The following is a 23,001-nucleotide window of genomic DNA, read 5'->3' as shown; positions in this document are numbered from 1 at the left end:
TCAAATGGGCCATGGCGACCTTTATCGCGACCAGCGCCATCGCGGTTTCGACGTGGATCGATGCGCCGACCAAACTCATCTGGAACGCGTCCGCGAGCACGCCCATCGGCTTCTACTCCGTCGAGCCGGAGGGCCGTCTGGAAGTGACCGATCTGGTCGCGGTCGATGCGCCCGAACCGGTCGCCAGCTTCCTCGCCAATGGTGGATACCTGCCGCGCTCCACGCCGCTGCTGAAGCGCGTTCTCGGCCTTCCCGGGCAGTCTGTCTGCCGCATCGGCGTCCTCATCACCGTCGACGGCATGGAAATGGGAACGGCGCTGGAGCGCGACCGTATCGGCCGCCCGCTACCCGACTGGCAGGGCTGCCGGGTCGTCGCCAAGGGCGATGTCTTCCTCATGAACTGGGACGTCCCCGACAGTCTCGACGGACGCTATTTCGGCCCGATCCCTGCCCATTCGGTCATCGGCCGCGCGGTTCCCCTGTGGACCGACGAGGACGGCGAAGGCCGCTTCGAATGGCGGGCGCCAACGCGGTGAGCGCCCTGCCTTCGGCGGGCGCACTGCTCGCCGCACCTCTCTCCATCGCACATTGAAAGGAAACCATCATGCCGCAGATCGGCGAATTTACCCGCGAGGAATCCGGTTTTACCGGTCGCATTCAAACGCTCGCGCTCGAACACGATATCAGCATCGTTTCCGTCGAACCTTCGGACGTCGAGAACGCGCCGAATTACCGCGTGCATCTTGGCCCGGACGGCAACGGGCCGGAGATCGGCGCGGCATGGACCGAAACCAGTGAGAAGGCCGGAGAGTATCTCTCACTGCTGATCGACGACCCCACGTTTACGCAGCCGATCCGTGCGCGCCTCTTCCGCAACGGCGCGGACGCGACCTCATGGTCGCTGCACTGGAGCCGCCCGCAAAAGCGCGGTGAACGGGAATAGGTCATGCGGATCGTTCGTTCGAACCCCGCATCACCGATGTCTGCCGGGCGGCCTCGCGCTGCCCGGCGCATCATCCTCTTTCTCCTTTCCGGCCTGACTTTCGTCGCAGCACCGCCGCTCGCCGTTCTGGCACAGAGCGCGCCGTCGGCCGAGCAATCGTCCCGCGATCCCCATGCGGCTTTCGTGAGCGAAGCCTCGCAGCGCTTCGGCATTCCCGAGCACTGGATCAGGTCAGTCCGGCGCGTCGAAAGCGCCGGTGATGTGCGCGCCGTATCGTCGGCAGGCGCGATGGGCCTGATGCAGATCATGCCCGACACCTGGGCCGAACTGCGTACCCGATATGCTCTCGGCCGTGATGCCTTCGACCCCCGCGACAACATCCTCGCGGGCACGGCCTATCTGCGCGAGATGTACGACCGCTACGGGTCGCCGGGCTTTCTTGCAGCCTACAATGCCGGTCCCGGACGGTATGAGGAATATCTCGCAGGCCGTCCGCTTCCGGCAGAAACCCGCGCCTACATCGCCACGCTCGCACCGATGATCGGCGTCGGAAGCGTGTCGTCCACGGCGCCGGGGACCGTCGCCGTTGCCGCCGTCGATCCGAACGCATGGCGTCAAGCACCGCTCTTCGTCACGCCGTCCGCGCACGGACTGGATGCCGGCCAACCGACATCCGAACGGCAATCCGGCGACGCCTCAGTTGCACCGTCAACCGGCGATGATCCGGCCATTGCTCCGCATTCAGGCGGCCTCTTCGTCGCCCGTGCCGGTGAAGGAGACCGGCCATGATGGCTTTCGCACATTGGCGCGGCATGGCGTGGTCTGGAGAGGGATGTGCGGGAGAGAGGGGGAAGCGGCAGGGAACGACAGATGGACGGCGAGATAAAAGCCCATGCCCGAAACGCTGTAAGTCTCTGATGAGACTTGCGTTTTGGCGTGCATGGCGGTCGGTCGCGTGCATGCTGCACGGTTTTTCCAAGCAATATCAAGACCCACGCATGCACGGCCCCGCCTTTTGGCTTCCGGGAGCTGCGTCATGAGCGAGGGCGACAGCGAGTTCCGCGTCAGGCCTGGGCGCATCAAGAGCACCCGCGCCGGCAAGCCCAAGAGCTTCATCAATCAGGTGCTGCGAGCCGCAAAGAAGTCCGGGCATGTTGCGCCGCCATCCCCATCCGGCAAGCGAAGCTCCGGCTATGGCCGCTCGACCTTTGGCCGGGGCCGCGGCAGCTTCAGCCGCAACCGCCTGTTCAGTTCCTCTCGCCGTGTCGTGATCAAGGCCCGCATCGTTCGCCACCAGGGTAAATCGTTTCGCTCTGCTCCGATGTCAGCCCACCTTTCCTACCTCAAGCGTGAAGGCGTCAGCCGGGACGGCGAGAACGGCGTGATGTTCGACGCGACCAGCGAGCGCACTGACGATCTCGCCTTTTCTGATCGGTGCAAGGACGACCGGCATCATTTCCGCTTCATCGTCTCACCCGAAGACGCCGCCGACATGACCGATCTGCGCGAGTTCACCCGTGACCTTGCCCGGCAAATGGAATCCGATCTCGGCACGAAGCTCGACTGGGCAGCCGTCGATCACTGGAACACCGACAATCCACATGTCCATCTCATCGTGCGCGGTGTCGACCAGACCGGCGCCGATCTGGTGATTTCACGCGATTACATCAGCCGTGGCCTCCGCTCCCGTGCAGAGGATCTGGTCTCCATCGAACTCGGCCCCAAGCCCGAGCATGAGATCCGCAACGCGCTGGAGAAGGAAGTCACCGCCGAGCGCTGGACACGCCTCGATGTCGAGATCCGATTCGCCGCCGACGATACTGGCTTCATCGACCTGCGGCCTGAAGCGCCCGGCGCCTCCGATCCATCACTGCGCCGCCTGATGGTCGGCCGCCTCCAGCATCTCGAAAAGATGGGCCTCTCAGCACCCGCCGGCCCCGGTGAATGGATGGTGGGCCTTGAGGCGGAAAAATCCCTGCGCGATCTTGGTATGCGCGGCGACATCATCAAGACCATGCACCGTGCCTTCACCGAGCGCGGACAGGATCGCGGTTTCACCGACTATATTATCGACGGCACCACCGTAGGTTCCCCGATCATGGGTCGCCTGGTCGATCGCGGCCTGCATGACGAACTCACGGGCGAAGCCTATGCCGTGATCGACGGCACCGACGGCCGGGCCCATCATGTCCGCTTTCGTGGCATCGACGCATTCGAACATTCACCTCCAATCGGCGGCATCGTCGAGGTCAGGCGCTTCGGCGGTCCCGATGATGAACGTCCGACACTCGTGCTCGCCAACCGATCCGATCTCGATCTCAACCGTCAAGTCGCCGCTCCCGGCGCCACCTGGCTCGATCATCGCCTCGTCGAGCGCGAACCGAGCCCTATGTCAGCAGGCGGATTTGGCGGCGAAGTTCGCGAGGCCATGCGAGCACGTACCGAGCATCTGGCAGAAGAAGGCCTCGCCCGCCGCCAAGGCCAGCGCGTCATCCTGCAACGCGATCTTCTGAACACCCTGCGCCAGCGCGAACTCGATTCCGTTGGCGCGAAGCTCGCGACCGAAACGGGGCTCGCCTTCCAGAAGGTGCAGGCCGGCGAGCATGTCACCGGCATCTATCGCCAGCGCCTCGCCCTCTCCTCCGGCCGCTTCGCGATGATCGACAACGGACTGGGCTTCCAACTCGTCCCTTGGACCCCGCCGCTGGAAAAGAAACTCGGTCAGCACATTGCCGGCGTCGCCAAGGGCGCCAGCGGCATCGACTGGAGTCTCGGCCGCCAGCGCGGGCTCGGCCTGTAACCCTCAACCCCGACAGTAAGGACCACGATAATGTCCGCAACCAAAATCCTCTGGGGCCAGATCCTCATCGTCTTCCTGATCGTGCTGTTCACGACCTGGGGCGCCACCCAATACGTCGCCTGGCAGCTCGGATTTCAGGCGCAACTCGGGACACCATGGTTCGTGTTCAGCGGTATGCCCGTCTACTATCCGCCCGCCATCTTCTGGTGGTGGTACTTCTTCGACGCCTACGCCCCTGACGTCTTTGCCAAAGGCGGCATGATCGCCGCCTCCGGCGGCTTCATCGCCATCGCTGTCGCCATCGGCATGTCGGTCTGGCGCGCCCGTGAGGCGAAGAACATCGCGACCTATGGTTCGGCACGATGGGCAAATCCACATGAGATCAAGGCTGCCGGCCTACTCAGCCCTGATGGCGTGGTGCTCGGCAAGCTAGACCGCGACTACATCCGCCACGATGGTCCAGAGCATGTACTGTGCTTTGCGCCGACACGGTCCGGCAAGGGCGTCGGTCTTGTCGTCCCGACCCTCCTGACCTGGCCAGGCTCCGTCGTCGTTCACGACATCAAGGGCGAGAACTGGCAGCTCACGGCGGGCTTCCGCTCGAAGCACGGCCGCGTGCTGCTGTTCGACCCGACCAACATCAAATCCGCCGCCTACAATCCGCTGCTCGAGGTACGCCGCGGCGAATGGGAAGTGCGCGACGTTCAGAACGTCGCCGACGTGCTGGTCGATCCGGAAGGCTCGCTGGAGAAACGCAACCACTGGGAAAAAACCAGCCACTCGCTACTGGTCGGCGCAATCCTCCACGTCCTCTATGCCGAGAAGGACAAAACACTCGCCGGGGTCGCCGGATTCCTGTCGGACCCAAAGCGTCCGATCGAGACGACACTGGCAGCGATGATGACCACGCCTCATCTCGGCGAGAAGGGGCCACACCCGGTCATCGCCTCAACTGCACGCGAGTTGCTGAACAAATCCGACAACGAACGCTCCGGCGTGCTGTCGACCGCAATGTCGTTTCTCGGTCTCTATCGCGACCCTGTAGTGGCCGAGGTGACGAGCCGGTGCGATTGGCGCATCGCGGATCTGATCGAGGACGAGTTGCCAGCCACGCTCTACCTCGTGGTCCCACCTTCCGATATCTCACGCACCAAGCCGCTGATCCGCCTGGTCCTTAACCAGATCGGCCGCCGCCTGACCGAAGATCTGCACGCCAAAAGCCGACGGCATCGCGTGCTGATGATGCTGGATGAGTTCCCTGCCCTCGGCCGTCTCGACTTCTTCGAGAGCGCTCTGGCCTTCATGGCGGGCTATGGGTTGAAGGCTTTCCTCATCGCCCAATCCCTCAACCAGATCGAAAAGGCCTACGGCGCCAACAACTCGATCCTCGACAATTGCCATGTGCGCGTCTCCTTCGCGACCAATGACGAGCGCACCGCGAAGCGCGTGTCAGACGCACTCGGCACCGCCACCGAGATGAAGGCGATGAAGAACTATGCCGGGCATCGCTTGTCGCCCTGGCTCGGCCATCTGATGGTCTCGCGTTCGGAAACCGCGCGCCAGCTCCTTACCCCCGGCGAGATCATGCAGCTTCCTCCTGACGATGAAATCGTCATGCTGGCGGCGACACCACCTGTCCGGGCCAAGAAGGCGCGATACTACGAGGACAGGCGCTTCAACGAGCGCGTTTTGCCCCCACCCGATCCGGCCAAGACCAAGCGCACCACACGGAAAGACGCCTGGACGGAACTCAAACCGCAGGCGCCAGATGCCGCTCTGCTCGCCGAAATCCAGAAGGCGGAGAAGGACGCCGCCAACAGTGGGCTACGCCGCGAACCGGAGTTGCCCGATCATGTCGCCATCGTCAAGGAGACGACAGATCCGAACCCGTCCCAAGAATTCGCCATCATGCTCGATGACGAACCGGAGGATGCCGCCCGCCAGCGGCAGGTTCTGCGCCGCCAGATGAGTGGTATCGCGCGGCAAGTTTCCATGGCCCCCAACGACAATATGGATCTGTGACGATGCGTGACCGTCTAAACCTCACCTTGCCTGTCGAGATGATCGAGAAGATCAGAGACCTGTCCGAGCGCAAGAACATCTCGCGCTCAGCGATCGTTGAGGCGGCTGTCGCCTCGTTTCTCTCGCCCGACGACGCTGATCGGCGCGAAGCCGCTTTCGCTCGCCGCATGGATCGGCTCTCCCGACAGGTCCAGCGCCTCGAGCGCGACCTCGGGGTTACCGCCGAAACCGTAGCGCTGTTCGTCCGCTTCTGGCTGACCATCACACCGCCTCTCCCCAGTGACGCGCACGCTGCCGCTCAGGTCAAAGGCCGCGAGCGCTACGAAGGCTTTATCGAAACCCTCGGAATGCGCCTTCAGAAGGGCCAAAGCTTCCTGCGTGAGATTCCCGATGATGTCGCTGGCAACGATGTAATCCCCACCAACGATTCGCATTTGGAAGATCCATAGTCCTCCCGAAAACAAATCCAGTCGCGGGCCGCACCGCCGTTCTCCTGTATTTGCGCTCCACACTACTACTACGACAAACACTTGTTGAATCAGCCCAATTTCAGGCTCTTTTAATCGTCCCCGATCCAGGGCCTGCCGAACGGTCCCTGAATGCAAGGGGACGACATGGCGGAAAATCACCAGAAATCTGAGGCGATCACGCGAGGCGCACGCATGCTGCGCACCGCCCTTGGCCCCGCCATCGCCCGGTTTCTGGAAGACCCGTCGATCGTCGAGGTGATGCTCAACCCCGACGGCAAGCTCTGGATCGACCGACTTTCCGAGGGCCTGTCCGACACGGGCGAACGCTTGTCGCCCGCTGATGGCGAGCGGATCGTGCGTCTGGTCGCACATCACGTCGGCGCAGAAGTTCACTCTGGCGCGCCGCGCGTCTCGGCCGAACTCCCCGAGACGGGAGAGCGGTTCGAGGGCCTTCTGCCCCCCGTTGTCGCTGCGCCGAGCTTTGCGATCCGTAAACCCGCTGTCGCCGTCTTCACCCTCGATGATTATGTTGCTGCCGGGATCATGGATGCTGACCAGGCCGAAACGCTGCGGCAGGCCGTTTCCTCCCGCGCCAACATTCTCGTCGCAGGTGGCACCTCGACGGGCAAAACCACCCTCACAAACGCGCTGCTTGCCGAGGTTGCCAAGACGTCTGACCGCGTGGTGATCATCGAGGATACCCGCGAGCTGCAATGCGCGGCTCCGAACCTTGTCGCCATGCGAACCAAGGATGGCGTGGCTTCGCTGTCCGATCTGGTCCGCTCCTCACTGCGGCTGCGGCCCGATCGTATCCCCATCGGAGAGGTGCGTGGCCCCGAAGCCCTTGATCTCCTGAAGGCCTGGGGAACCGGTCATCCCGGCGGCATCGGCACCATCCACGCCAGCACGGGCATCGGTGCACTGCGCCGCCTCGAGCAACTCATTCAGGAAGCCGTCATCACAGTGCCCCGCGCTCTGATCGCCGAGACCATCGATCTCGTCGCCGTGCTGTCGGGGCGCGGATCGCTGCGCCGCCTCTCCGAACTCGCCTGTGTCGAAGGCCTCGGCCCCGACGGCGATTACTACGTCATCCCGGCAACCCATGCCCCCAACCCAACAGGAGACCAACCATGATCCGTCATGCAATCCGCATCCGCCGCCATGTCGCGACGGCCGCAGCCGTCACCTACGCCACCCTGATCCTCGCGCCCGCCGCTCACGCCTCGGGTTCGTCAATGCCGTGGGAGGCCCCGCTGCAATCGATCCTGCAATCAATCGAAGGCCCGGTCGCCAAGATCATCGCCGTGATCATCATCATCGTCACCGGCCTGACGCTGGCCTTTGGTGACAGTTCGGGCGGCGCCCGCAAGCTGATCCAGATCGTCTTCGGCCTCTCTATCGCCTTCGCCGCCAGTTCATTCTTCCTGAGCTTCTTCTCCTTCGGTGGCGGGGCACTCGTCTGATGGCGGGTTCGCTCGAAAACCTCGCCGAGGTGCCGGGGTTCATCGCCCCGGTCCACCGCGCACTGACCGAGCACATTTTGCTGGGCGGTGCCCCCCGGTCAATCGCCATCGTCAACGGCACACTGGCCGCCGCCCTCGGACTGGGTCTGCGGCTTTGGCTCGTCGGCATCGCGCTTGGGCTGCTCGGTCACTTCGCCGCCGTCTGGGCGGCCAAACGCGATCCCCTCTTTGTCGATGTGGTGCGTCGCCATCTGCGCATCCCCGGGCACCTGGGCGTCTGAAGGGAGTACCGCCATGATGAACCTTGCAGAATACCGCAATCGCAACGCCCGCCTGGCCGACTTCCTGCCCTGGGCCGCGCTATGCGATAACGGCGTTGTCCTCAACAAGGACGGCAGCTTCCAGAGAACGGCTCGCTTTCGGGGGCCGGATCTCGACAGTGCAGTTCCCGCCGAGCTGGTTGCGGTCGCTGGCCGCCTCAACAACGCCTTCCGTCGCCTTGGTTCCGGTTGGGCGATCTTTGTCGAAGCACAACGCCATGCCGCTGGCACCTATCCCGCCAGCCGCTTTCCCGACGCCGCCTCTGCGCTGGTTGACGCCGAACGCAAGGCAGATTTCGAGGAGGCCGGCAGCCATTTCGAGTCCGGCTATTTCCTGACCTTCCTCTATCTGCCGCCTGCCGAAGACGCAGCGCGCGCGGAAAGCTGGCTCTATGAAGGCAAGGCCGAGACCGGCGTCAATGCCCGCGAGATCCTCACCGGCTTCATCGATCGCACCGATCGCGTCCTGCAACTGGTCGACGGCTTCATGCCGGAATGCGACTGGCTAACCGATGCCGAGACCCTCACCTACTTGCATGGCTGCATCTCCACCAATCGCCATCGCGTCCGCGTGCCGGAAACGCCGATGTATCTCGATGCCCTGCTCGCCGATCAGCCGCTGACCGGCGGGCTGGAGCCACGCCTTGGAACGGCCCATCTTCGCATCCTCACCATCGTCGGGTTTCCGACCGCGACAACGCCGGGTCTGCTTGATGAGCTGAACCGGCTGGCCTTTCCCTATCGCTGGTCGACCCGCGCAGTGATGCTCGACAAGACCGATGCGACCAAGCTGCTGGTCAAGATCCGGCGGCAGTGGTTCGCAAAACGCAAATCCATCGCATCGATCCTCAAAGAGATCATGACCAACGAGGCTTCGGCTTTGGTCGATACCGATGCGTCCAACAAGGCTGCCGACGCCGATCTCGCGCTTCAGGAACTGGGCGCGGACTATGCCGGCCAGGCCTATGTCACCGCAACCGTCACTGTCTGGGACGACGACCCGCGGATTGCCGACGAGAAGCTGCGGCTGGTCGAGAAGATCATTCAGGGACGCGATTTCACCGCCATGGCCGAGAGCATCAATGCCGTGGATGCCTGGCTCGGCTCATTGCCCGGCCATGTCTATGCCAACGTCCGGCAGCCGCCGATTTCCACTATCAATCTCGCCCACATGATCCCGCTTTCAGCGGTGTGGGCGGGGCCGGAACGGGACGAGCATTTCGCAGCGCCCCCTCTGCTCTTCGGCAAGACCGAAGGCTCGACCCCGTTCCGGTTTTCCCTTCACGTCGGCGATGTCGGCCATACACTGATCGTCGGCCCGACCGGCGCGGGGAAGTCCGTCTTGCTGGCGTTGATGGCCCTCCAGTTTCGCCGCTACGCCGGAAGTCAGGTGTTCGCCTTCGATTTCGGCGGATCGATCCGTGCTGCCGCCCTCGCCATGGGCGGCGACTGGCATGATCTCGGCGGGAATTTAAGCGAGAGCGCCGACGACAGCGTTTCCCTCCAACCGCTGGCCCTCATCCATGACGTGCCCGAACGCGCCTGGGCGGCGGACTGGATCGTATCGATCCTCACGCGCGAAGGCATCACCATCACACCGGACGTAAAGGAGCATCTTTGGTCGGCGCTGACCTCGCTCTCCTCCGCACCGGTTCAGGAACGCACGATCACCGGCCTTGCGGTGCTACTGCAATCCAACGAGCTGAAGCAGGCGCTGCGACCCTACTGCGTTGGCGGCCCCTACGGCCGGTTGCTCGATGCCGAAGCAGAGCATCTCGGCGGCGCCTCAGTCCAGGCGTTCGAGACCGAAGGCCTGATCGGCACGGGCGCTGCACCCGCTGTCCTCTCCTATCTTTTCCACCGCATCGAGGACCGTCTCGACGGATCGCCGACCATGCTGATCATCGACGAGGGCTGGCTGGCACTCGATGACGACGGCTTCGCCGGCCAGCTCCGTGAATGGTTGAAGACGCTGCGCAAGAAGAACGCATCCGTCATCTTCGCCACCCAGTCATTCAGCGACATCGATGGCAGCGCCATTGCGCCTGCGATCATCGAAAGCTGCCAGACCCGGCTGCTGCTGCCGAACGAGCGCGCCATCGAGCCGCAGATCACGGCGATCTATCGTCGCTTCGGTCTCAATGACCGGCAGATCGAGATCCTCGCACGGGCCACACCCAAGCGGGACTATTACTGCCAGTCACGCCGCGGCAATCGCCTGTTCGACCTCGGCCTTGGTGAAGTGGCGCTGGCGCTCTGCGCCGCTTCCTCGAAATCCGACCAGACCCGGATCGCGCAGATCGTCGCCGAGCATGGCCGCCAAGGCTTTCTCGAAGCCTGGCTACGCCTGCGCGACATCGCCTGGGCCGCCGACCTCATCCCTGACCTCACCAACCTGGAGATACCGTCATGACTCTTGTTCACCGTTCCCGCGCGGCCCTGATGGCCGCCAGCCTTCTTGCCGTTCCTCTGGCGCTTTCGCCGATATTGGCTGCGCCTGCGCACGCCCAGTTCGGCTTCGGGCGAATCGTATTCGATCCGTCCAACTATGCGCAGAACGTCCTGACGGCGGCGCGCACCCTTCAACAGATCAACCAGCAGATCACCCAGCTTCAGAACGAAGCGCAGATGCTGATCAATCAAGCTCGCAATCTTGCGAGCCTGCCCTATTCCTCGATCCAGCAGCTTCAGCAGAACGTCCAGAGGACGCAGCAGCTTCTTTCCCAGGCGCAGAACATCGCCTTCGACGTCCAGAAAATCGATCAGGCCTTCCAGACCCAGTACGGCGCTGCATCGATGTCGGCCTCGGACCAGGCACTTGTCGCCGGCGCCCGCGATCGCTGGCAGAACACCGTTGGCGGTCTGCAGGATGCCATGCGGGTGCAGGCCGGTGTCGTCGGCAATATCGACGGGCAGCGCGCCGAAATGTCGGCTCTGATCGGCCAGAGCCAGGGCGCCACTGGCGCGCTTCAGGCGACCCAGGCCGGCAATCAGCTCCTGGCGCTCCAGGCGCAGCAGCTTTCAGACCTGACCGCGCTTCTGGCCGCCAACGGCCGGGCCGAAGCCCTGTCGGCGGCAGAACAGGCAGCCGCCGCCGAACAGGGTCGCGAACAACGCCGCCGGTTTCTGACGCCCGGCTCCGGCTACCAGCCGGGCAACGCGCAGATGTTCAACAACGGCAACTGACACCAGAAAGGGGGAAGAAGATGGACGGCAAGCTGCTGGCCCGGCTGGGCGCCATCATATTCGTCGCGGTCGCCATCACGGCGACCGCAATCGAGATGACGCGCGAGGAAGATGTCCCCGCAGCGCCAGCCGCAAGGCAGCTCCAGCCGTCCGCCCCCGATCCCCTGCATGCCGCTCAGCGTCGCTGCCAGCAACTTGGGCAAAAGGCGACCGAGAATTCCGAGTGCCTGGCGGTCTGGGCCGAAAGTCGTGATCGCTTCCTCGGCATCCGATCGCCAGACGCACCGGCCGTACCCCACCAAAAAGAAGGACAATAATCATGGGCGGCACCGGCGTCATCGACCAGTTCCTGCAGGTCTTCACCAGCTATATCGATTCAGGCTTTGGTCTACTGGGCGGTGAGGTCGCGTTCATCGCCACGACTCTGATCGTCATCGACGTAACGCTGGCCGCCCTGTTCTGGAGCTGGGGTGCAGACGACGACATAATTGCGCGTATGGTAAAAAAGACCCTGTTTATCGGCGCCTTCGCTTACATCATAGGCAACTGGAACAATCTGGCGAAGATCGTCTTCGACAGCTTCGCCGGTCTCGGCCTCAAGGGCTCCGGCACCGGCTTCACCACGGCCGATCTCCTTCGCCCCGGCAAGGTCGCGCAGACCGGCCTCGATGCCGGACGCCCGCTGCTCGAATCCATTTCCGGCCTGATGGGCTACTGGTCCTTCTTCGAGAATTTCATCCAGATCGCCTGCCTGTTGTTCGCCTGGGCTCTGGTCCTGCTCGCCTTCTTCATCCTCGCGGTCCAACTCTTCGTCACGCTGATTGAGTTCAAGTTGACCACACTGGCCGGCTTCGTCCTCATTCCCTTCGGCCTGTTCGGCAAATCCGCCTTCATGGCCGAGAAAGTCCTCGGCAATGTCGTCTCGTCCGGCATCAAGGTTCTGGTACTTGCCGTCATAATCGGTATCGGCTCGACGCTGTTTTCGCAGTTCACAACCGGATTCGGCGGGGCAACCCCGACCATTGATGACGCCATGGCGATCGTGCTGGCCGCACTCTCTCTGCTCGGCCTTGGCATCTTCGGACCCGGCATAGCCAACGGCCTTGTCTCCGGTGGCCCCCAGCTCGGCGCTGGCGCCGCGGTCGGGACCGGACTTGCCGTTGGTGGCGCGGCACTCGCCGCAGGCGGCGCTGCCGGTCTTGCTGCAAAGGGTGGTGCTGCCGCTCTGTCTGGTGGCGCTGCCGCCGTTCGAGGCGGAGCCGCAGCTGCCGGCGGAGCTTCAACAGCCTATAGCCTCGCCTCCGCTGGTCAATCCGGCGCATCCGGCGTTGCTGCCGGAATGGGCGGCGTGGCCAAAGCTGCGGGCAGCGCAGCCGCGTCACCACTGAAGCGGGCAGCCGCCCGCGCAAGCGAAAGTGTCAAATCCAGTTTCTCCGAGGGCGCAAAATCCGGTTTTGAGACCACGGGCGGCTCCTCAACCATGGGAACGATTGGCGGTGGCGATGCCGCCTCTGCCGCATCGCCACCCGCTGCTAGCGGCCCGCCCGATTGGGCCAAGCGCATGAAGCGCTCGCAGTCGCTCAGCCACGGCGTTTCCGCCGCCGGACACGCCGTGCGCTCCGGCGATAGCCACGGCGGCGGCTCCTCCGTCAACCTTTCTGAAAGTGACCGCTCATGAGTATCTTCAAACGTCCAGCAACCCATTATGGCAAATCTCCCGAACCGGAGACGCCCTATCAAAAAGCCACCCAGGTCTGGGACGAGCGCATCGGATCGGCTCGCGTGCAGGCCAAAAACTGGCGCACCATGGCGCTCGGCTCGCTGATCCTGTCGGCCGGCTTTGCCTCAGCCCTTGTCTGGCAGTCCGCGCGTGGCACGGTCGTTCCATGGGTCGTGCAGGTCGATAACCTCGGCCAATCGCAGGCCGTTGCCCCGGCAACTGCAGACTATCGCCCGACCGATCCGCAGGTTGCTTGGCATCTGGGACGTTTCATCGAGCAGGTGCGCTCCATCCCGGCCGACGGCATCATCGTCCGCCAGAACTGGCTGCGCGCCTATGAGTTCACCACTGATCGCGGAGCGGCAGCGCTCAACGACTACGCCCGTGCCAATGATCCGTTCACAAAGGTGGGTCGGAACCAGATCGCCGTCGATGTCTCAAGCGTCATCCGCGCATCGCCGGATTCGTTCCGTGTTGCCTGGACCGAGCGTCACTACGAGAACGGTCAACTCTCCAGCACCCAACGCTGGACCGCAATCCTCACCATCGTCCTGCAACCACCACGCGACGCCGAACGGCTGAAAGCCAATCCGCTTGGCATCTACGTGAATGCCATTTCCTGGTCGCGGGAGATGAGCCAATGATGCCCCTCATCCGCAAATCAGAGACCCCGGGAAAGAAGAGCGGCGCCCTGCTTGTTATTCTTCTGTCCGCGACCATGCTCGCGGGCTGCGCCACGATGAAGAAGCCGCCGGAGATCAGCTACGATTCCGATGTTCCGCCGCTACCCGCTATCCCCGCTGTGGTGACGGAACAGGCGCCGCGCCCCTTGCATGTGCCTCCGGCCTGGACGGTGAGCCGGGGCGGCACCTCGGCAGGAACACCAACTGGGCGCATAGAAAGCGCCAACGCCGCCGCGCGTGTGGAACCGAGGCGTGAGGGCTATTATAACGCCATCCAGATCTACCCCTGGAGCGAAGGCGCACTCTATCAGGTCTACGCCGCCGTCGGCCAGATCACCACGATTGCGCTTGAACCCGGCGAAAGCCTGACCGGCGCTGGCCCGATAGCAGCCGGTGATACCGCCCGATGGATCATCGGGGACACCGAAAGCGGCGCCGGCCTGACCCGCCGCGTGCAGGTCCTAGTCAAACCGACGCGCGCCGACATCGCGACCAACCTCGTGATCACAACGGATCGCCGGACCTATATGATCGAGCTGCGCGCTCGAGAGGCGCTCTATATGCCAGCCGTTGCCTGGGCCTATCCCGCGCAGCCTGGATCAAGGCAGTCCGTACCGACCACGCCTATCATCCCGGCCGCAACCGCTCGCAACTACCGCTATGGCCTCACCGGCGCCAACCCGCCCTGGAAGCCCGTATCGATCTACGACGATGGTCGGCACGTCTATGTCGAGTTCCCGCGTGGCATCGTCCAGGGTGAGATGCCTCCGCTCTTCGTCATCGGCCCCGAGGGTGAAGCCCAGATCGTCAACAGCCGCATCCACCAACATATCCTGATCGTGGACCGCCTGTTCGGCGCCGCCGAGCTACGACTTGGCAGCGGCGATCGGCAACAGGTCGTCAGAATCGTTCGAACCGACGGGAGGCCCGCATCATGAGCGATACCGATAACAGCCCAAACGGGTCAACCAAACCAGACGACGATTCCGGCGTAACGTTGACGGGCACGACCGGTGCTACCGCGCCGACAATGCGCCTGCGCGCGGAGACGCCGAGCGTCACCCGCCTGTCGCGCAAGGTTCTGGCCGGGCTTGGCGTCGTCACCGCACTCGGCGTCGGCGGCGCGCTGATTTACGCACTTCAGACCCACGAGGTAGGCCCTGGCGGCGAGGAGCTCTATTCCGTCGACAATCGCAGCACGGCAGACGGCCTAGCGGGGCTGCCACGCGACTATACCGGCCCTGTTCTCGGACCTCCCCTTCCTGGCGATCTTGGTGGCCCGATCCTCGACGCCCAGAACCGGGGACAGCCCGTAGCGCCGCCGCCTATGGCTGGCGCACCGGGAGTGGATCAGGAGGAGCAGCGCCGCCTCGCAGAAGAGGAGGCCGCGCGCACCAGCAGGGTGTTCTTTCAGACCGAAGCACGACCGGGCGGCAATGCCGCCGCCACGGGCGCAACGCCGGACTTCAACGGGATGGGCCTTGCAGCTCAGGGCGGCGCGCAAACCGCGCAGGATCGCCAAATCGCGTTTCTCAACGCCCCTGTCGACCGGCGTACCGTCTCTGGAGATCGCGTAGCGCCTCCGGCTTCGCCCTATGTCCTTCAGGCGGGCGCGGTGATTTCCGCCGCCCTCATCACCGGCATCCGGTCTGACCTTCCTGGACAGATCACTGCGCAGGTCACGGAGAATATCTTTGACAGCCCGACAGGCCGCATTCTACTCGTGCCACAGGGGAGCCGCCTCATCGGTGAATATGACAACGGGATCGGTTTCAGGCAGCGGCGTGTGCTGCTGGTATGGAACAGACTGATCATGCCCAACGGCCGATCGATCGTTCTGGAACGTCAGCCCGGCGCCGACGGACAAGGCTACGCGGGGCTGGAAGATGACGTCGACTATCACTGGTGGGATCTTGCCAAGGCGGCCGGTCTATCGACTCTGCTCGCCATTGGAACAGAGCTTGCCGTCGATGACGATGATCGTCTGCTCAGTGCCATTCGCGACGGAGGACAGGACACTATCAATGATGCTGGCCAGCAAATCGTGCGCCGCCAGCTCAACGTCCAGCCTACTCTTACCATTCGGCCGGGATTTCCGGTCCGGGTTGTTGTAACTCGCGATCTCGTCCTCGAACCCTATGGAACTGCCCAATGACAAAATTGAAACTCGGTCCCATCACGGAGGACAAACCTGTCAAGGTGGCGCTGGATTTGCCAGCGGCACTGTATCGCGATCTCGTCGCTTATGCCGATGCCCTCGCGCGGGAGACCGGCCAGGCCGCTGCCGATCCAAAGAAACTAGTCGTGCCGATGCTGGAGCGGTTCATCACGACAGATCGGGGCTTTGCAAAAGTGAGGCGTCAGGCACAAAAAAATCAGTGATTCAAATACGCTAACTCGATTTGAATAGACTCGTACGACGGAACTGATCCGTCCTGAAAACTCCACCTCATTCGGCCAGTTCGCTGGCCATCATTCGCGCAAGAACGAGTAGGCGCCGTAGGCCGGGATTGTCATTGTCCGGTGACCAAACGGCGCTAAAAGGGACCACGTCCTCCAAAGCGTCTAAAGGGACGAGGGTCAGTGCAGAAATGGATATATCGCTCCACGCAGCCACCACAGGAGTTATACCCTTCCCCATCGCGACCATGTGCATCAACGTCTCCTGCTGTACGCCACAATAGTCGATCAACGGGTAGGTGCTGTAATCACAGATCCTCCGCACGATGTAGTCACGTATTTCCGGACCGGCTCCAAATCTGGATACGATAAAACGTTCATCCCGGAGTTCCTGCCAGCCTATCGACCGCTGACGAGCCAAACGATGCTCAAGGGGCATCGCGATATGGACTCTTTCGCGCCACAACTCCAGAGTGTCACATGCCTCTACCGCACCGTTGCCGGTGAAGATTCCAATGTCCAGTTTTCGGGTTCGGATACCCTGGATGTGAGTTGGACGTCCTCCATCATAAAAGTCGATCGCTACGTTAGGGTGCGCATCTTTAAACCGTCCTACTAATTGACGTAGAAACCCACTGGCAAGCGTCGTAATGAGACCGACCCGAACAGTTCCTGTTTCGACGCGGCCCGCCGCACCGGCGAGCTCAAAGGCTTCGTTGATCTGCTGGATGGCCGGCATCGCCTGCTGTAGAAATGCTTTCCCCGCATTCGTCAAACGTACGCCGAACGGTCCGCGGTCAAAGACGCCTACACCAATTCGGTCCTCGAAATCTCTGATACCACGACTGACGCTTGACGGCTCGACGCCGATGGCTTCTGCCGCGCGGCGAATGCTAGCCGCTTCCGCTGCAGCCAGAACGTATCTCAGAGCCCTGAGGTCAAATTCCGCAATTTTATTGGATAGTCCTGACGAGGACAGAGATCCAGGTGATATCTCACGCGACATATCCGACCGCCCCTCCCAAAGCGCCCACCCGGCCGAAGTCAGTCAGTCGGGGCCATGCTTTCGGTCAGCCGCACATTCACGATCAACCCTAGAGCTCGGCGATCCGCACTCATGCCCGTTCACAGGGCGAGCTCTTCTCATGCATCCTGCCCCACAGCCTATATCCCAGCCCCCACATCAATGAAGTCGTGGCCGTGATCGATCTCTTCGCCAAAGAGATCGAGGATGTCAGCGCCAAAGTTGATATGGTAGACAGCGCCCTGAATAAGGAGCGCTGGAACGGATTGGACGCCCGCCGCCGTCGCCTCAGCGAGACGTTCTTTTTGTTTTTCCAAATCGACGATTTCAACATTGTACAATGCGGGATTAATCGCCCCCACAAAGCGCTGTTCCACGTCAAGGCAGACTGGGCATCCTACCCGAAAGAATACCGCTTTTCCGATTATGGCCATGCTCCATATCCACTCCGTCATCAGGTCGGTTAAGAAGGAATTGTTAGCGGCTCACGCGAGCATTTTAGTGTGCCGCTTCCTGGGACACTCGTGGGCCGGTCAGAACAAGTTCATGATAATCAGCCCGGTGCGGCGGGGCGGTAATATCACTCAAGGCTATTCGGGACTCTCGCCCGCTGGTTGATCATTCGCTGCACGAGAGGCTTCGGAGGTGTGCCTCCGAGCGAAGCTGCCTTCTGTTGCCACTGTTCAGGAGGATGCTCAGCAGACGTTACAATGCTAGAAAACCCGCACTGCACAAGCGGGGCAAACTGATCAGGCAACACATAACCGATTGCGCGAATGTCGCCTTGGAACCCGTATTTTGTGCGTAGCGTCCGAACCATTGTAAAGCCGCGCCCATCCCGAAACTTCGGGAACTCCACGGCGATCAAATCGAGCTTATTCAAATATGAGATCAGGACATCCACGGCAGTGCCCGCCGACACGAACACACCAAGCGGCCGTACAGATGGAGGAACCAACGCCAGGGCGTCAGCAGGAACGACGCTGTACGCCTCAGCTACATAGGCACCGTCTGTGCCAGGATAAACCCAACGCTCCTCAATGACCTGAGCCCGATTATCAATGAGCGCCATAAACAGCCTCCTTAAACGGTGCAACACCGAGGCGCCTATAAGTCGCAATAAACGGTTCACCGTCCTTTCGATTCGCGAGGTAGGCATCAATGATGGCTTCGATCGCGTCAGGTACATCATCGGCAGCAACGCCACGTCCGATGATTGCACCAATTGATGCTTCTTCGTCACCGGATCCACCAAGCGTGATCTGGTAGACCTCCTTTCCATTCTTGTCGACGCCGAGCAATCCGATGTGACCTACGTGGTGATGTCCGCAGGCGTTGATGCAGCCCGAGATATTGAGGTCGACAGGGCCGATCTTTTCCTGCCGCGCCGGGTCAGCAAAGCGCTGGGCGATCTGCTGCGCAATTGGAATTGAGCGCGCCGTGGCCAGGCTGCAATAATCCATCCCCGGACATGAGATAATATCTGTAATCAAACCGATATTTGCCGTCGCCAGGCCGGCGCCTACCAAGGACCGCCAAAGATCATAGAGCTTATCCTGCTCTACATGCGGCAGTACGAGATTGTGTTCGTGTGAGACACGAAGTTCACCAAACGAGAAACGATCCGCAAGGTCTGCCACGAAATCCATCTCATCCGCACTGATATCTCCGGAGATTCCACCTACCGGATTCATTGAGACCACGGCGGAGATATAACCGGCTTTCCGATGAGGATGGCTGTTCGTCTTGACCCACGACCGAAAGGCTCGGTCCTCGCGCTTAGCCTGCTCAAACGCGACGCAATGCTTCGGAAGATTCTCGAATGGGGGCTCATGGAACCGCGCGCCCACTGCTGATATGATCTCGTCGTCGAGAACCGCATGATCTCTGGGCATCTCGGCGAACTCTTGCTCGATCATCTCGATGAAGCGCTCGGCTTTCATCTCGCGAATCAGGATTTTAATGCGCGCTTTATGAATATTATCGCGTCGTCCGAGTGCGTTGTACACGCGAAGGATAGCCTCGATATAACGAAGCAAGTCCCGTACCGGTACCCAATCGCTTACCATCGTGCCAACAATTGGAGTTCGACCGAGCCCGCCGCCTGCGAATATCTGGAACCCGGCCTCCCCCTTCAAGTTTCGGCGCGCCAGAATGCCTATGTCATGGAAACGCACAGCGGCACGGTCCTGTGGGCTACCAGAGAGGGCAATCTTAAACTTGCGGGGTAAATACGTGAATTCTGGATGGTCAGTTGACCATTGTCGAAGGATTTCGGCGTACAGGCGAGGATCTACGACTTCTTCGGCAGCCGCTCCGGCGAAATGATCCGTGGTCACGTTTCTTACGCAATTGCCACTTGTCTGGATCGCGTGGAGATCCGCCTCAGCTAGCACTGCCAGAATATCCGGTGCATCAGCGAGGCGGGGCCAGTTAAACTGCATGTTGTGCCGCGTCGTGAAATGACCATAGCCGCGATCATAATAACGCGCCACATAGGCGAGCTGCCGCATTTGGGACGCGCTCACGACACCGTAAGGCAGAGCTACGCGCAGCATATAGCCGTGGAGTTGTAGGTAAAGCCCGTTCATCAGCCTCAACGGCTTGAACTCGTCCTCGCTTAACTCACCTGACAAGCGGCGTTCAACCTGATTGCGGAACTGCGCCGCGCGATCCCGAAGGAATTGTCTGTCATACTCGTCGTACCGATAAATGCCGGCGAAGGGTGAGGTAGAATAGGATGAAGGCGGCGGAGGAAGAGGACCACATGACCACCGTTCCTCTGGTGGTGTCGAGCCAAGATCCGCACGCACGCTTGGCCCAACAGCTCGCAACCTCTCGCGACGTTCCGTAGGTACCACCTGTCCATCCACGGCCTCTACCGGTACGGCGCGCACATCCACGGCGATGTTCGTGTCACGATCTGCTAGCTTGGCGACTAACGCTGCAGCTTGAATTTCATCGAAGATCGAAGAGCGGTCGAGTTCGGCGTTCCAACGCTCTTCCGCGCCCAACCAAACCACCACACCGTCGGTGAGTCGGTTGGCCGTGATGACTTGTTGCGGCATATTTCCTCCTAAACTGTCTGCCGCCTCCGAAGCGACCTGAGATTTACGTAATCCCGAGAGGCCCTCAGCGAAGTTGCCTGTGTGTCGGGTAGATCAGCGCCGCTGCACATCCCTCTCCTGAGGACAGATCTGTAACGTCGTGAATAAGACAGAAACTTCGACAGCCGGAGGGCCGGTTAAAAATGGTGCGATAGGCCGCACCCTTCCATTCACGTTCAACCTCGCAATGCCTGATCAAAAGACGTGCGTCGTGTTGCCTTTGGCACGTGCTCCTCAATTTCCTCACGTCTGGTCAAAGCGATGACGCTTGCGAGGTCCGCTTGTTAATCCAAAGGGCAAATAGAGTGCAGATCGCACCCGACATCAGATAGAGACCAATCGATCCAACACCGAACCGTGCGGTAAGTACCAGAGCAACCAAAGGTGCCAATCCGGCTCCGAACAGCCAGGCGAGATCCGACGTCAGCGCTGAGCCCGTGTAACGGTCGCGCTCTGCGAAAGCTGACGCGACAGCACCTGCTGCCTGGCCGTGCGACAACCCGAGCAAAGCAAAACCGATCAGAATGAATCCTGTCTGGCCCGCGGTTCCACCGCCCAGGAGAAACGGGGTCCCTATGCTCAGCATCCCTATCCCTACAGCGCATAACGCAAGGTGCCGGGCCCGGCCAATCCGATCAGCGATGACGCCCGACAGCATTACGCAGATCAGGCAGATTACCGCGCCCGACAGCTGCGTTAGAAGAAATTCACCAATCGATCGATCCGAATAAAGCTCAATAAACGAGATAGGAAAGATGGTGACGAGATGAAAAAGTGCGAAGCTTGCTAGAGGTACAAATGCACCGATGATAAGATGGAGACCCCGACGCTCAATCAGTTCCCCGATCCGGATCGGCCGAAGATTATGGTCCTCGTAAAGCCTTTCATATTCCTCCGTCGCAATCAGCCTAAGTCGCGCAAAGAGGGCGACGATGTTGATCACGAAAGCCACGAAGAAAGGGTATCGCCAGCCCCATCCCAGAAAGTCCTGCTGCGAAAGCGTAAGATAGAAATAGGCAAAAAGGCCGCTGGCAACGACAAACCCAATTGGCGCTCCCGCCTGGGGGATCATCGCATACCATGAACGTTGGTTCGGTGGAGCGTTCAACGCCAAGAGAGACGCCAGCCCGTCATAGGCGCCCCCGAGGGCAAATCCCTGACCAAGTCGAAAGACAATGAGTGAGGCAACCGCAGCCGAACCGATGGATTGATAGCCGGGCAGAAATGCAATTGCTGCCGTCGAGCCGCCAAGCAGGAACAGCGCGAGGGTAAGCTTGGTACCTCGACCATATCGCGCATCGATCCAGAGAAAAGCAATCGAACCAACGGGGCGCGCAAAAAACGCCAAGCTGAATATTGCGAACGCATAGAGCGTACCAGTCAATGCATCGGCGAATGGGAAGATGATTGCTGGAAACACCAACACGCACGCTATACCAAAAACAAAAAAGTCAAACGCCTCGGAGGCTCTGCCGATTACGACCCCGATCGCGAGTTCTCCAGGAGAGACCGTCCCGTGCCCTCCGGTAGAACCGAGATCATGCAAATGCTGATCGCCGCTAGACGATGCTGTCGTCGTGCTGGATGAAGTCATCGATGGCATCCCTCGTCTGCCTGATAGGCAATTGGCCCGCTGCGCTAGAAAATTCTTGGGACTTCTTCTGGACTAAAACTTCACGCAAGGCGTAGTGGACAAAACGTCCAATGCCCGATCCGGCGTCAGCTTTGTACATGAGCTTGACCTAGTAGCCGGAGGGACGTGCGTTGCGCTCGAAATCCACCAAATTTATTATTGTCTCTACAACCTCTCTCTTTCTGAGCGGTTGTGAAATGGTGGTCCTGCGCCCCTCGGGCGACGTGGCCTCGCAGCAATCCGACCTGCTGTTTTTCACGACCGGGCTCATGCTCCTGCTGATTGTGCCGGTGATCGCTGCCACCCTGTTCATCGCTTGGCGCTACCGCGCTTCGAACAAAGCAGCACGATACGAACCCGACTGGCACCACTCCACCCATCTTGAGGTGCTGATCTGGACGGTTCCACTGCTCATGATCATCGTGCTTGGCGCGGTCACATGGCGTTATACGCATTTGCTGGACCCTTTCCGTCCACTTGAGCGCATCAACGCAACCCAGAGAGTGACCGAGCAGACCCAGACGTTAAAGGTCCAGGTGGTCGCGCTGGATTGGAAATGGCTGTTTATTTATCCGGATCACGGCATCGCGACCGTGAACGAACTGGCGGCGCCCGTAGATACGCCGATCCACTTCGAGCTGACCTCCACCTCGATCATGAACGCCTTTTACATTCCCGCCATGGCTGGAATGATCTACGCGATGCCCGGCATGAAGACGCAGCTGAACGCGGTCATCAATGAAGAGGGAAACTATAACGGCCTTTCTTCGAACTATTCCGGGCCGGGCTTCTCCAACATGGTTTTCCGCTTTCACGGCATGTCGAACGAGGATTTCGACGCCTGGGTGGCTAGGGTCAAAGTCGAAGGTGAGCCCCTCACTCGCGATCGGTACCTCGAGATCGAGAAACCAAGCGAACGCGAACCGGTCCGCTACTTCCAGACCGTCGATCCAAGATTATTTGCATCCGTACTCAATCTGTGCGCCGATTCATCACGCATGTGCGCCGACGAGATGATGTTCATCGACAGGCGAGGAGGCAGTGGTCTCAGCAGCGCCAACAACTATGACCGGCTGATCTACGATGCGCGGCGGGTGCATGGCACTCACTTTGGGCATGGCCCCTCGGGCTACGCCAAGCCCCGTGACGAGACTGTAGTGCCTGAAGATGCGGCGTCGTCCCCGCAGCCCACCGAATAGCGGCCGCGCGGCCAGTCAAAATCCAGCGATC

Annotated in this window: 23 protein-coding genes; 18 read left to right on the top strand and 5 right to left on the bottom strand. The window is 61.2% G+C overall.

The window, feature by feature from the left end; genetic code table 11:
* Nucleotides 1-11: 11 nt before the first annotated feature.
* The 17 genes from ABFT80_RS04815 (at nt 12) to ABFT80_RS04735 (ending at nt 15,989) form a co-directional block, all read left to right on the top strand.
* A complete protein-coding gene (locus tag ABFT80_RS04815; RefSeq protein ID WP_455189879.1) occupies nt 12-536 on the top strand; it encodes a S26 family signal peptidase in 525 nt (174 codons plus the stop codon).
* A gap of 68 nt (nt 537-604) precedes the next feature.
* A complete protein-coding gene (locus ABFT80_RS04810; RefSeq protein WP_347970683.1) occupies nt 605-943 on the top strand; it encodes a DUF736 domain-containing protein in 339 nt (112 codons plus the stop codon).
* A 3-nt stretch (nt 944-946) separates the two neighbouring features.
* Entirely contained in the window at nt 947-1,732 is a 786-nt protein-coding gene (locus ABFT80_RS04805; protein WP_347970682.1) for a lytic transglycosylase domain-containing protein, read from the top strand.
* Between the two features lie 247 nt (nt 1,733-1,979).
* Complete coding sequence (locus tag ABFT80_RS04800) at nt 1,980-3,743, top strand: relaxase/mobilization nuclease domain-containing protein (RefSeq protein WP_347970681.1); 1,764 nt, start codon at nt 1,980-1,982, stop codon at nt 3,741-3,743.
* Nucleotides 3,744-3,773: 30 nt separating this feature from the next.
* Nucleotides 3,774-5,765: a conjugal transfer protein TraG gene (locus ABFT80_RS04795; protein WP_347970680.1), complete on the top strand. Its 1,992-nt coding sequence runs from the start codon at nt 3,774-3,776 to the stop codon at nt 5,763-5,765.
* 2 nt (nt 5,766-5,767) lie between these two features.
* Nucleotides 5,768-6,214: a ribbon-helix-helix protein, CopG family gene (locus ABFT80_RS04790; protein ID WP_347970679.1), complete on the top strand. Its 447-nt coding sequence runs from the start codon at nt 5,768-5,770 to the stop codon at nt 6,212-6,214.
* A 165-nt stretch (nt 6,215-6,379) separates the two neighbouring features.
* A complete protein-coding gene (gene trbB / locus ABFT80_RS04785) occupies nt 6,380-7,369 on the top strand; it encodes a P-type conjugative transfer ATPase TrbB (RefSeq protein ID WP_347970678.1) in 990 nt (329 codons plus the stop codon).
* Nucleotides 7,366-7,698 carry a TrbC/VirB2 family protein gene (locus tag ABFT80_RS04780; RefSeq protein WP_347970677.1) on the top strand — a complete coding sequence of 111 codons (333 nt, stop codon included), beginning with the start codon at nt 7,366-7,368 and terminating at the stop codon, nt 7,696-7,698. Before trbB ends, ABFT80_RS04780 begins: the two co-directional genes overlap by 4 nt.
* The gene (locus ABFT80_RS04775) at nt 7,698-7,979 is read left to right on the top strand and encodes a VirB3 family type IV secretion system protein (RefSeq protein ID WP_347970676.1); all 282 of its coding nucleotides are present in this window, start codon (nt 7,698-7,700) and stop codon (nt 7,977-7,979) included. Before ABFT80_RS04780 ends, ABFT80_RS04775 begins: the two co-directional genes overlap by 1 nt.
* 13 nt (nt 7,980-7,992) lie before the next feature.
* Nucleotides 7,993-10,431 carry a conjugal transfer protein TrbE gene (gene trbE / locus ABFT80_RS04770; RefSeq protein ID WP_347970675.1) on the top strand — a complete coding sequence of 813 codons (2,439 nt, stop codon included), beginning with the start codon at nt 7,993-7,995 and terminating at the stop codon, nt 10,429-10,431.
* A complete protein-coding gene (trbJ, locus tag ABFT80_RS04765) occupies nt 10,428-11,204 on the top strand; it encodes a P-type conjugative transfer protein TrbJ (protein WP_347970674.1) in 777 nt (258 codons plus the stop codon). The genes trbE and trbJ overlap by 4 nt, the downstream gene beginning before the upstream one ends.
* 20 nt (nt 11,205-11,224) lie before the next feature.
* Nucleotides 11,225-11,521 carry a putative entry exclusion protein TrbK-alt gene (gene trbK-alt / locus ABFT80_RS04760; RefSeq protein WP_347970673.1) on the top strand — a complete coding sequence of 99 codons (297 nt, stop codon included), beginning with the start codon at nt 11,225-11,227 and terminating at the stop codon, nt 11,519-11,521.
* Between the two features lie 2 nt (nt 11,522-11,523).
* Nucleotides 11,524-12,882: a P-type conjugative transfer protein TrbL gene (trbL, locus tag ABFT80_RS04755; protein ID WP_347970672.1), complete on the top strand. Its 1,359-nt coding sequence runs from the start codon at nt 11,524-11,526 to the stop codon at nt 12,880-12,882.
* Complete coding sequence (gene trbF / locus ABFT80_RS04750; protein ID WP_347970671.1) at nt 12,879-13,568, top strand: conjugal transfer protein TrbF; 690 nt, start codon at nt 12,879-12,881, stop codon at nt 13,566-13,568. Before trbL ends, trbF begins: the two co-directional genes overlap by 4 nt.
* On the top strand, nt 13,568-14,545 hold the full coding sequence (trbG, locus tag ABFT80_RS04745; RefSeq protein WP_347970846.1) for a P-type conjugative transfer protein TrbG: 978 nt from the start codon (nt 13,568-13,570) through the stop codon (nt 14,543-14,545). The genes trbF and trbG overlap by 1 nt, the downstream gene beginning before the upstream one ends.
* Entirely contained in the window at nt 14,542-15,762 is a 1,221-nt protein-coding gene (locus tag ABFT80_RS04740) for a TrbI/VirB10 family protein (protein ID WP_455189868.1), read from the top strand. Before trbG ends, ABFT80_RS04740 begins: the two co-directional genes overlap by 4 nt.
* Nucleotides 15,759-15,989: a DUF2274 domain-containing protein gene (locus ABFT80_RS04735; protein WP_347970670.1), complete on the top strand. Its 231-nt coding sequence runs from the start codon at nt 15,759-15,761 to the stop codon at nt 15,987-15,989. Before ABFT80_RS04740 ends, ABFT80_RS04735 begins: the two co-directional genes overlap by 4 nt.
* A 67-nt stretch (nt 15,990-16,056) precedes the next feature.
* On the opposite strand, the gene ABFT80_RS04730 is transcribed toward ABFT80_RS04735, so the two are convergent.
* The 5 genes from ABFT80_RS04730 to ABFT80_RS04710 form a co-directional block, all read right to left on the bottom strand.
* Nucleotides 16,057-17,013, bottom strand: a complete 957-nt coding sequence (locus ABFT80_RS04730; protein ID WP_347970669.1) for a LysR family transcriptional regulator — start codon at nt 17,011-17,013, stop codon at nt 16,057-16,059.
* Between the two features lie 158 nt (nt 17,014-17,171).
* Nucleotides 17,172-17,465, bottom strand: coding sequence for a thioredoxin (locus tag ABFT80_RS04725; protein WP_347970668.1), 294 nt, complete (start codon nt 17,463-17,465; stop codon nt 17,172-17,174).
* A gap of 146 nt (nt 17,466-17,611) precedes the next feature.
* A complete protein-coding gene (locus tag ABFT80_RS04720; protein ID WP_347970667.1) occupies nt 17,612-18,103 on the bottom strand; it encodes a DUF934 domain-containing protein in 492 nt (163 codons plus the stop codon).
* Nucleotides 18,090-20,099, bottom strand: a complete 2,010-nt coding sequence (locus ABFT80_RS04715) for a DUF2849 domain-containing protein (RefSeq protein ID WP_347970666.1) — start codon at nt 20,097-20,099, stop codon at nt 18,090-18,092. Before ABFT80_RS04715 ends, ABFT80_RS04720 begins: the two co-directional genes overlap by 14 nt.
* A 292-nt stretch (nt 20,100-20,391) precedes the next feature.
* Complete coding sequence (locus ABFT80_RS04710) at nt 20,392-21,741, bottom strand: MFS transporter (RefSeq protein ID WP_347970665.1); 1,350 nt, start codon at nt 21,739-21,741, stop codon at nt 20,392-20,394.
* Between the two features lie 161 nt (nt 21,742-21,902).
* Here ABFT80_RS04710 and cyoA point away from each other — a divergent pair, with 161 nt between their 5' ends.
* On the top strand, nt 21,903-22,970 hold the full coding sequence (gene cyoA, locus ABFT80_RS04705; protein WP_347970664.1) for a ubiquinol oxidase subunit II: 1,068 nt from the start codon (nt 21,903-21,905) through the stop codon (nt 22,968-22,970).
* The last annotated feature ends 31 nt before the right edge of the window (nt 22,971-23,001 follow it).

It is taken from the genome of Foliimonas ilicis (genome assembly GCF_039939195.1).
Taxonomy (GTDB): Bacteria; Pseudomonadota; Alphaproteobacteria; order Rhizobiales; family Rhizobiaceae; genus Foliimonas; species Foliimonas ilicis.
The sequence above is the reverse complement of the archived record's forward strand: the minus strand, read 5'-3'. Positions and strand labels throughout refer to the sequence as shown.

Coding starts and splice junctions, on each gene's coding strand:
- ABFT80_RS04815 (WP_455189879.1), top strand. CDS start 12: ATGGCGACCTTTATCGCGACCAGCGCCATCGCGGTTTCGACGTGGATC.
- ABFT80_RS04810 (WP_347970683.1), top strand. CDS start 605: ATGCCGCAGATCGGCGAATTTACCCGCGAGGAATCCGGTTTTACCGGT.
- ABFT80_RS04805 (WP_347970682.1), top strand. CDS start 947: ATGCGGATCGTTCGTTCGAACCCCGCATCACCGATGTCTGCCGGGCGG.
- ABFT80_RS04800 (WP_347970681.1), top strand. CDS start 1,980: ATGAGCGAGGGCGACAGCGAGTTCCGCGTCAGGCCTGGGCGCATCAAG.
- ABFT80_RS04795 (WP_347970680.1), top strand. CDS start 3,774: ATGTCCGCAACCAAAATCCTCTGGGGCCAGATCCTCATCGTCTTCCTG.
- ABFT80_RS04790 (WP_347970679.1), top strand. CDS start 5,768: ATGCGTGACCGTCTAAACCTCACCTTGCCTGTCGAGATGATCGAGAAG.
- trbB (WP_347970678.1), top strand. CDS start 6,380: ATGGCGGAAAATCACCAGAAATCTGAGGCGATCACGCGAGGCGCACGC.
- ABFT80_RS04780 (WP_347970677.1), top strand. CDS start 7,366: ATGATCCGTCATGCAATCCGCATCCGCCGCCATGTCGCGACGGCCGCA.
- ABFT80_RS04775 (WP_347970676.1), top strand. CDS start 7,698: ATGGCGGGTTCGCTCGAAAACCTCGCCGAGGTGCCGGGGTTCATCGCC.
- trbE (WP_347970675.1), top strand. CDS start 7,993: ATGATGAACCTTGCAGAATACCGCAATCGCAACGCCCGCCTGGCCGAC.
- trbJ (WP_347970674.1), top strand. CDS start 10,428: ATGACTCTTGTTCACCGTTCCCGCGCGGCCCTGATGGCCGCCAGCCTT.
- trbK-alt (WP_347970673.1), top strand. CDS start 11,225: ATGGACGGCAAGCTGCTGGCCCGGCTGGGCGCCATCATATTCGTCGCG.
- trbL (WP_347970672.1), top strand. CDS start 11,524: ATGGGCGGCACCGGCGTCATCGACCAGTTCCTGCAGGTCTTCACCAGC.
- trbF (WP_347970671.1), top strand. CDS start 12,879: ATGAGTATCTTCAAACGTCCAGCAACCCATTATGGCAAATCTCCCGAA.
- trbG (WP_347970846.1), top strand. CDS start 13,568: ATGCCCCTCATCCGCAAATCAGAGACCCCGGGAAAGAAGAGCGGCGCC.
- ABFT80_RS04740 (WP_455189868.1), top strand. CDS start 14,542: ATGAGCGATACCGATAACAGCCCAAACGGGTCAACCAAACCAGACGAC.
- ABFT80_RS04735 (WP_347970670.1), top strand. CDS start 15,759: ATGACAAAATTGAAACTCGGTCCCATCACGGAGGACAAACCTGTCAAG.
- ABFT80_RS04730 (WP_347970669.1), bottom strand. CDS start 17,013: ATGTCGCGTGAGATATCACCTGGATCTCTGTCCTCGTCAGGACTATCC.
- ABFT80_RS04725 (WP_347970668.1), bottom strand. CDS start 17,465: ATGGCCATAATCGGAAAAGCGGTATTCTTTCGGGTAGGATGCCCAGTC.
- ABFT80_RS04720 (WP_347970667.1), bottom strand. CDS start 18,103: ATGGCGCTCATTGATAATCGGGCTCAGGTCATTGAGGAGCGTTGGGTT.
- ABFT80_RS04715 (WP_347970666.1), bottom strand. CDS start 20,099: ATGCCGCAACAAGTCATCACGGCCAACCGACTCACCGACGGTGTGGTG.
- ABFT80_RS04710 (WP_347970665.1), bottom strand. CDS start 21,741: ATGCCATCGATGACTTCATCCAGCACGACGACAGCATCGTCTAGCGGC.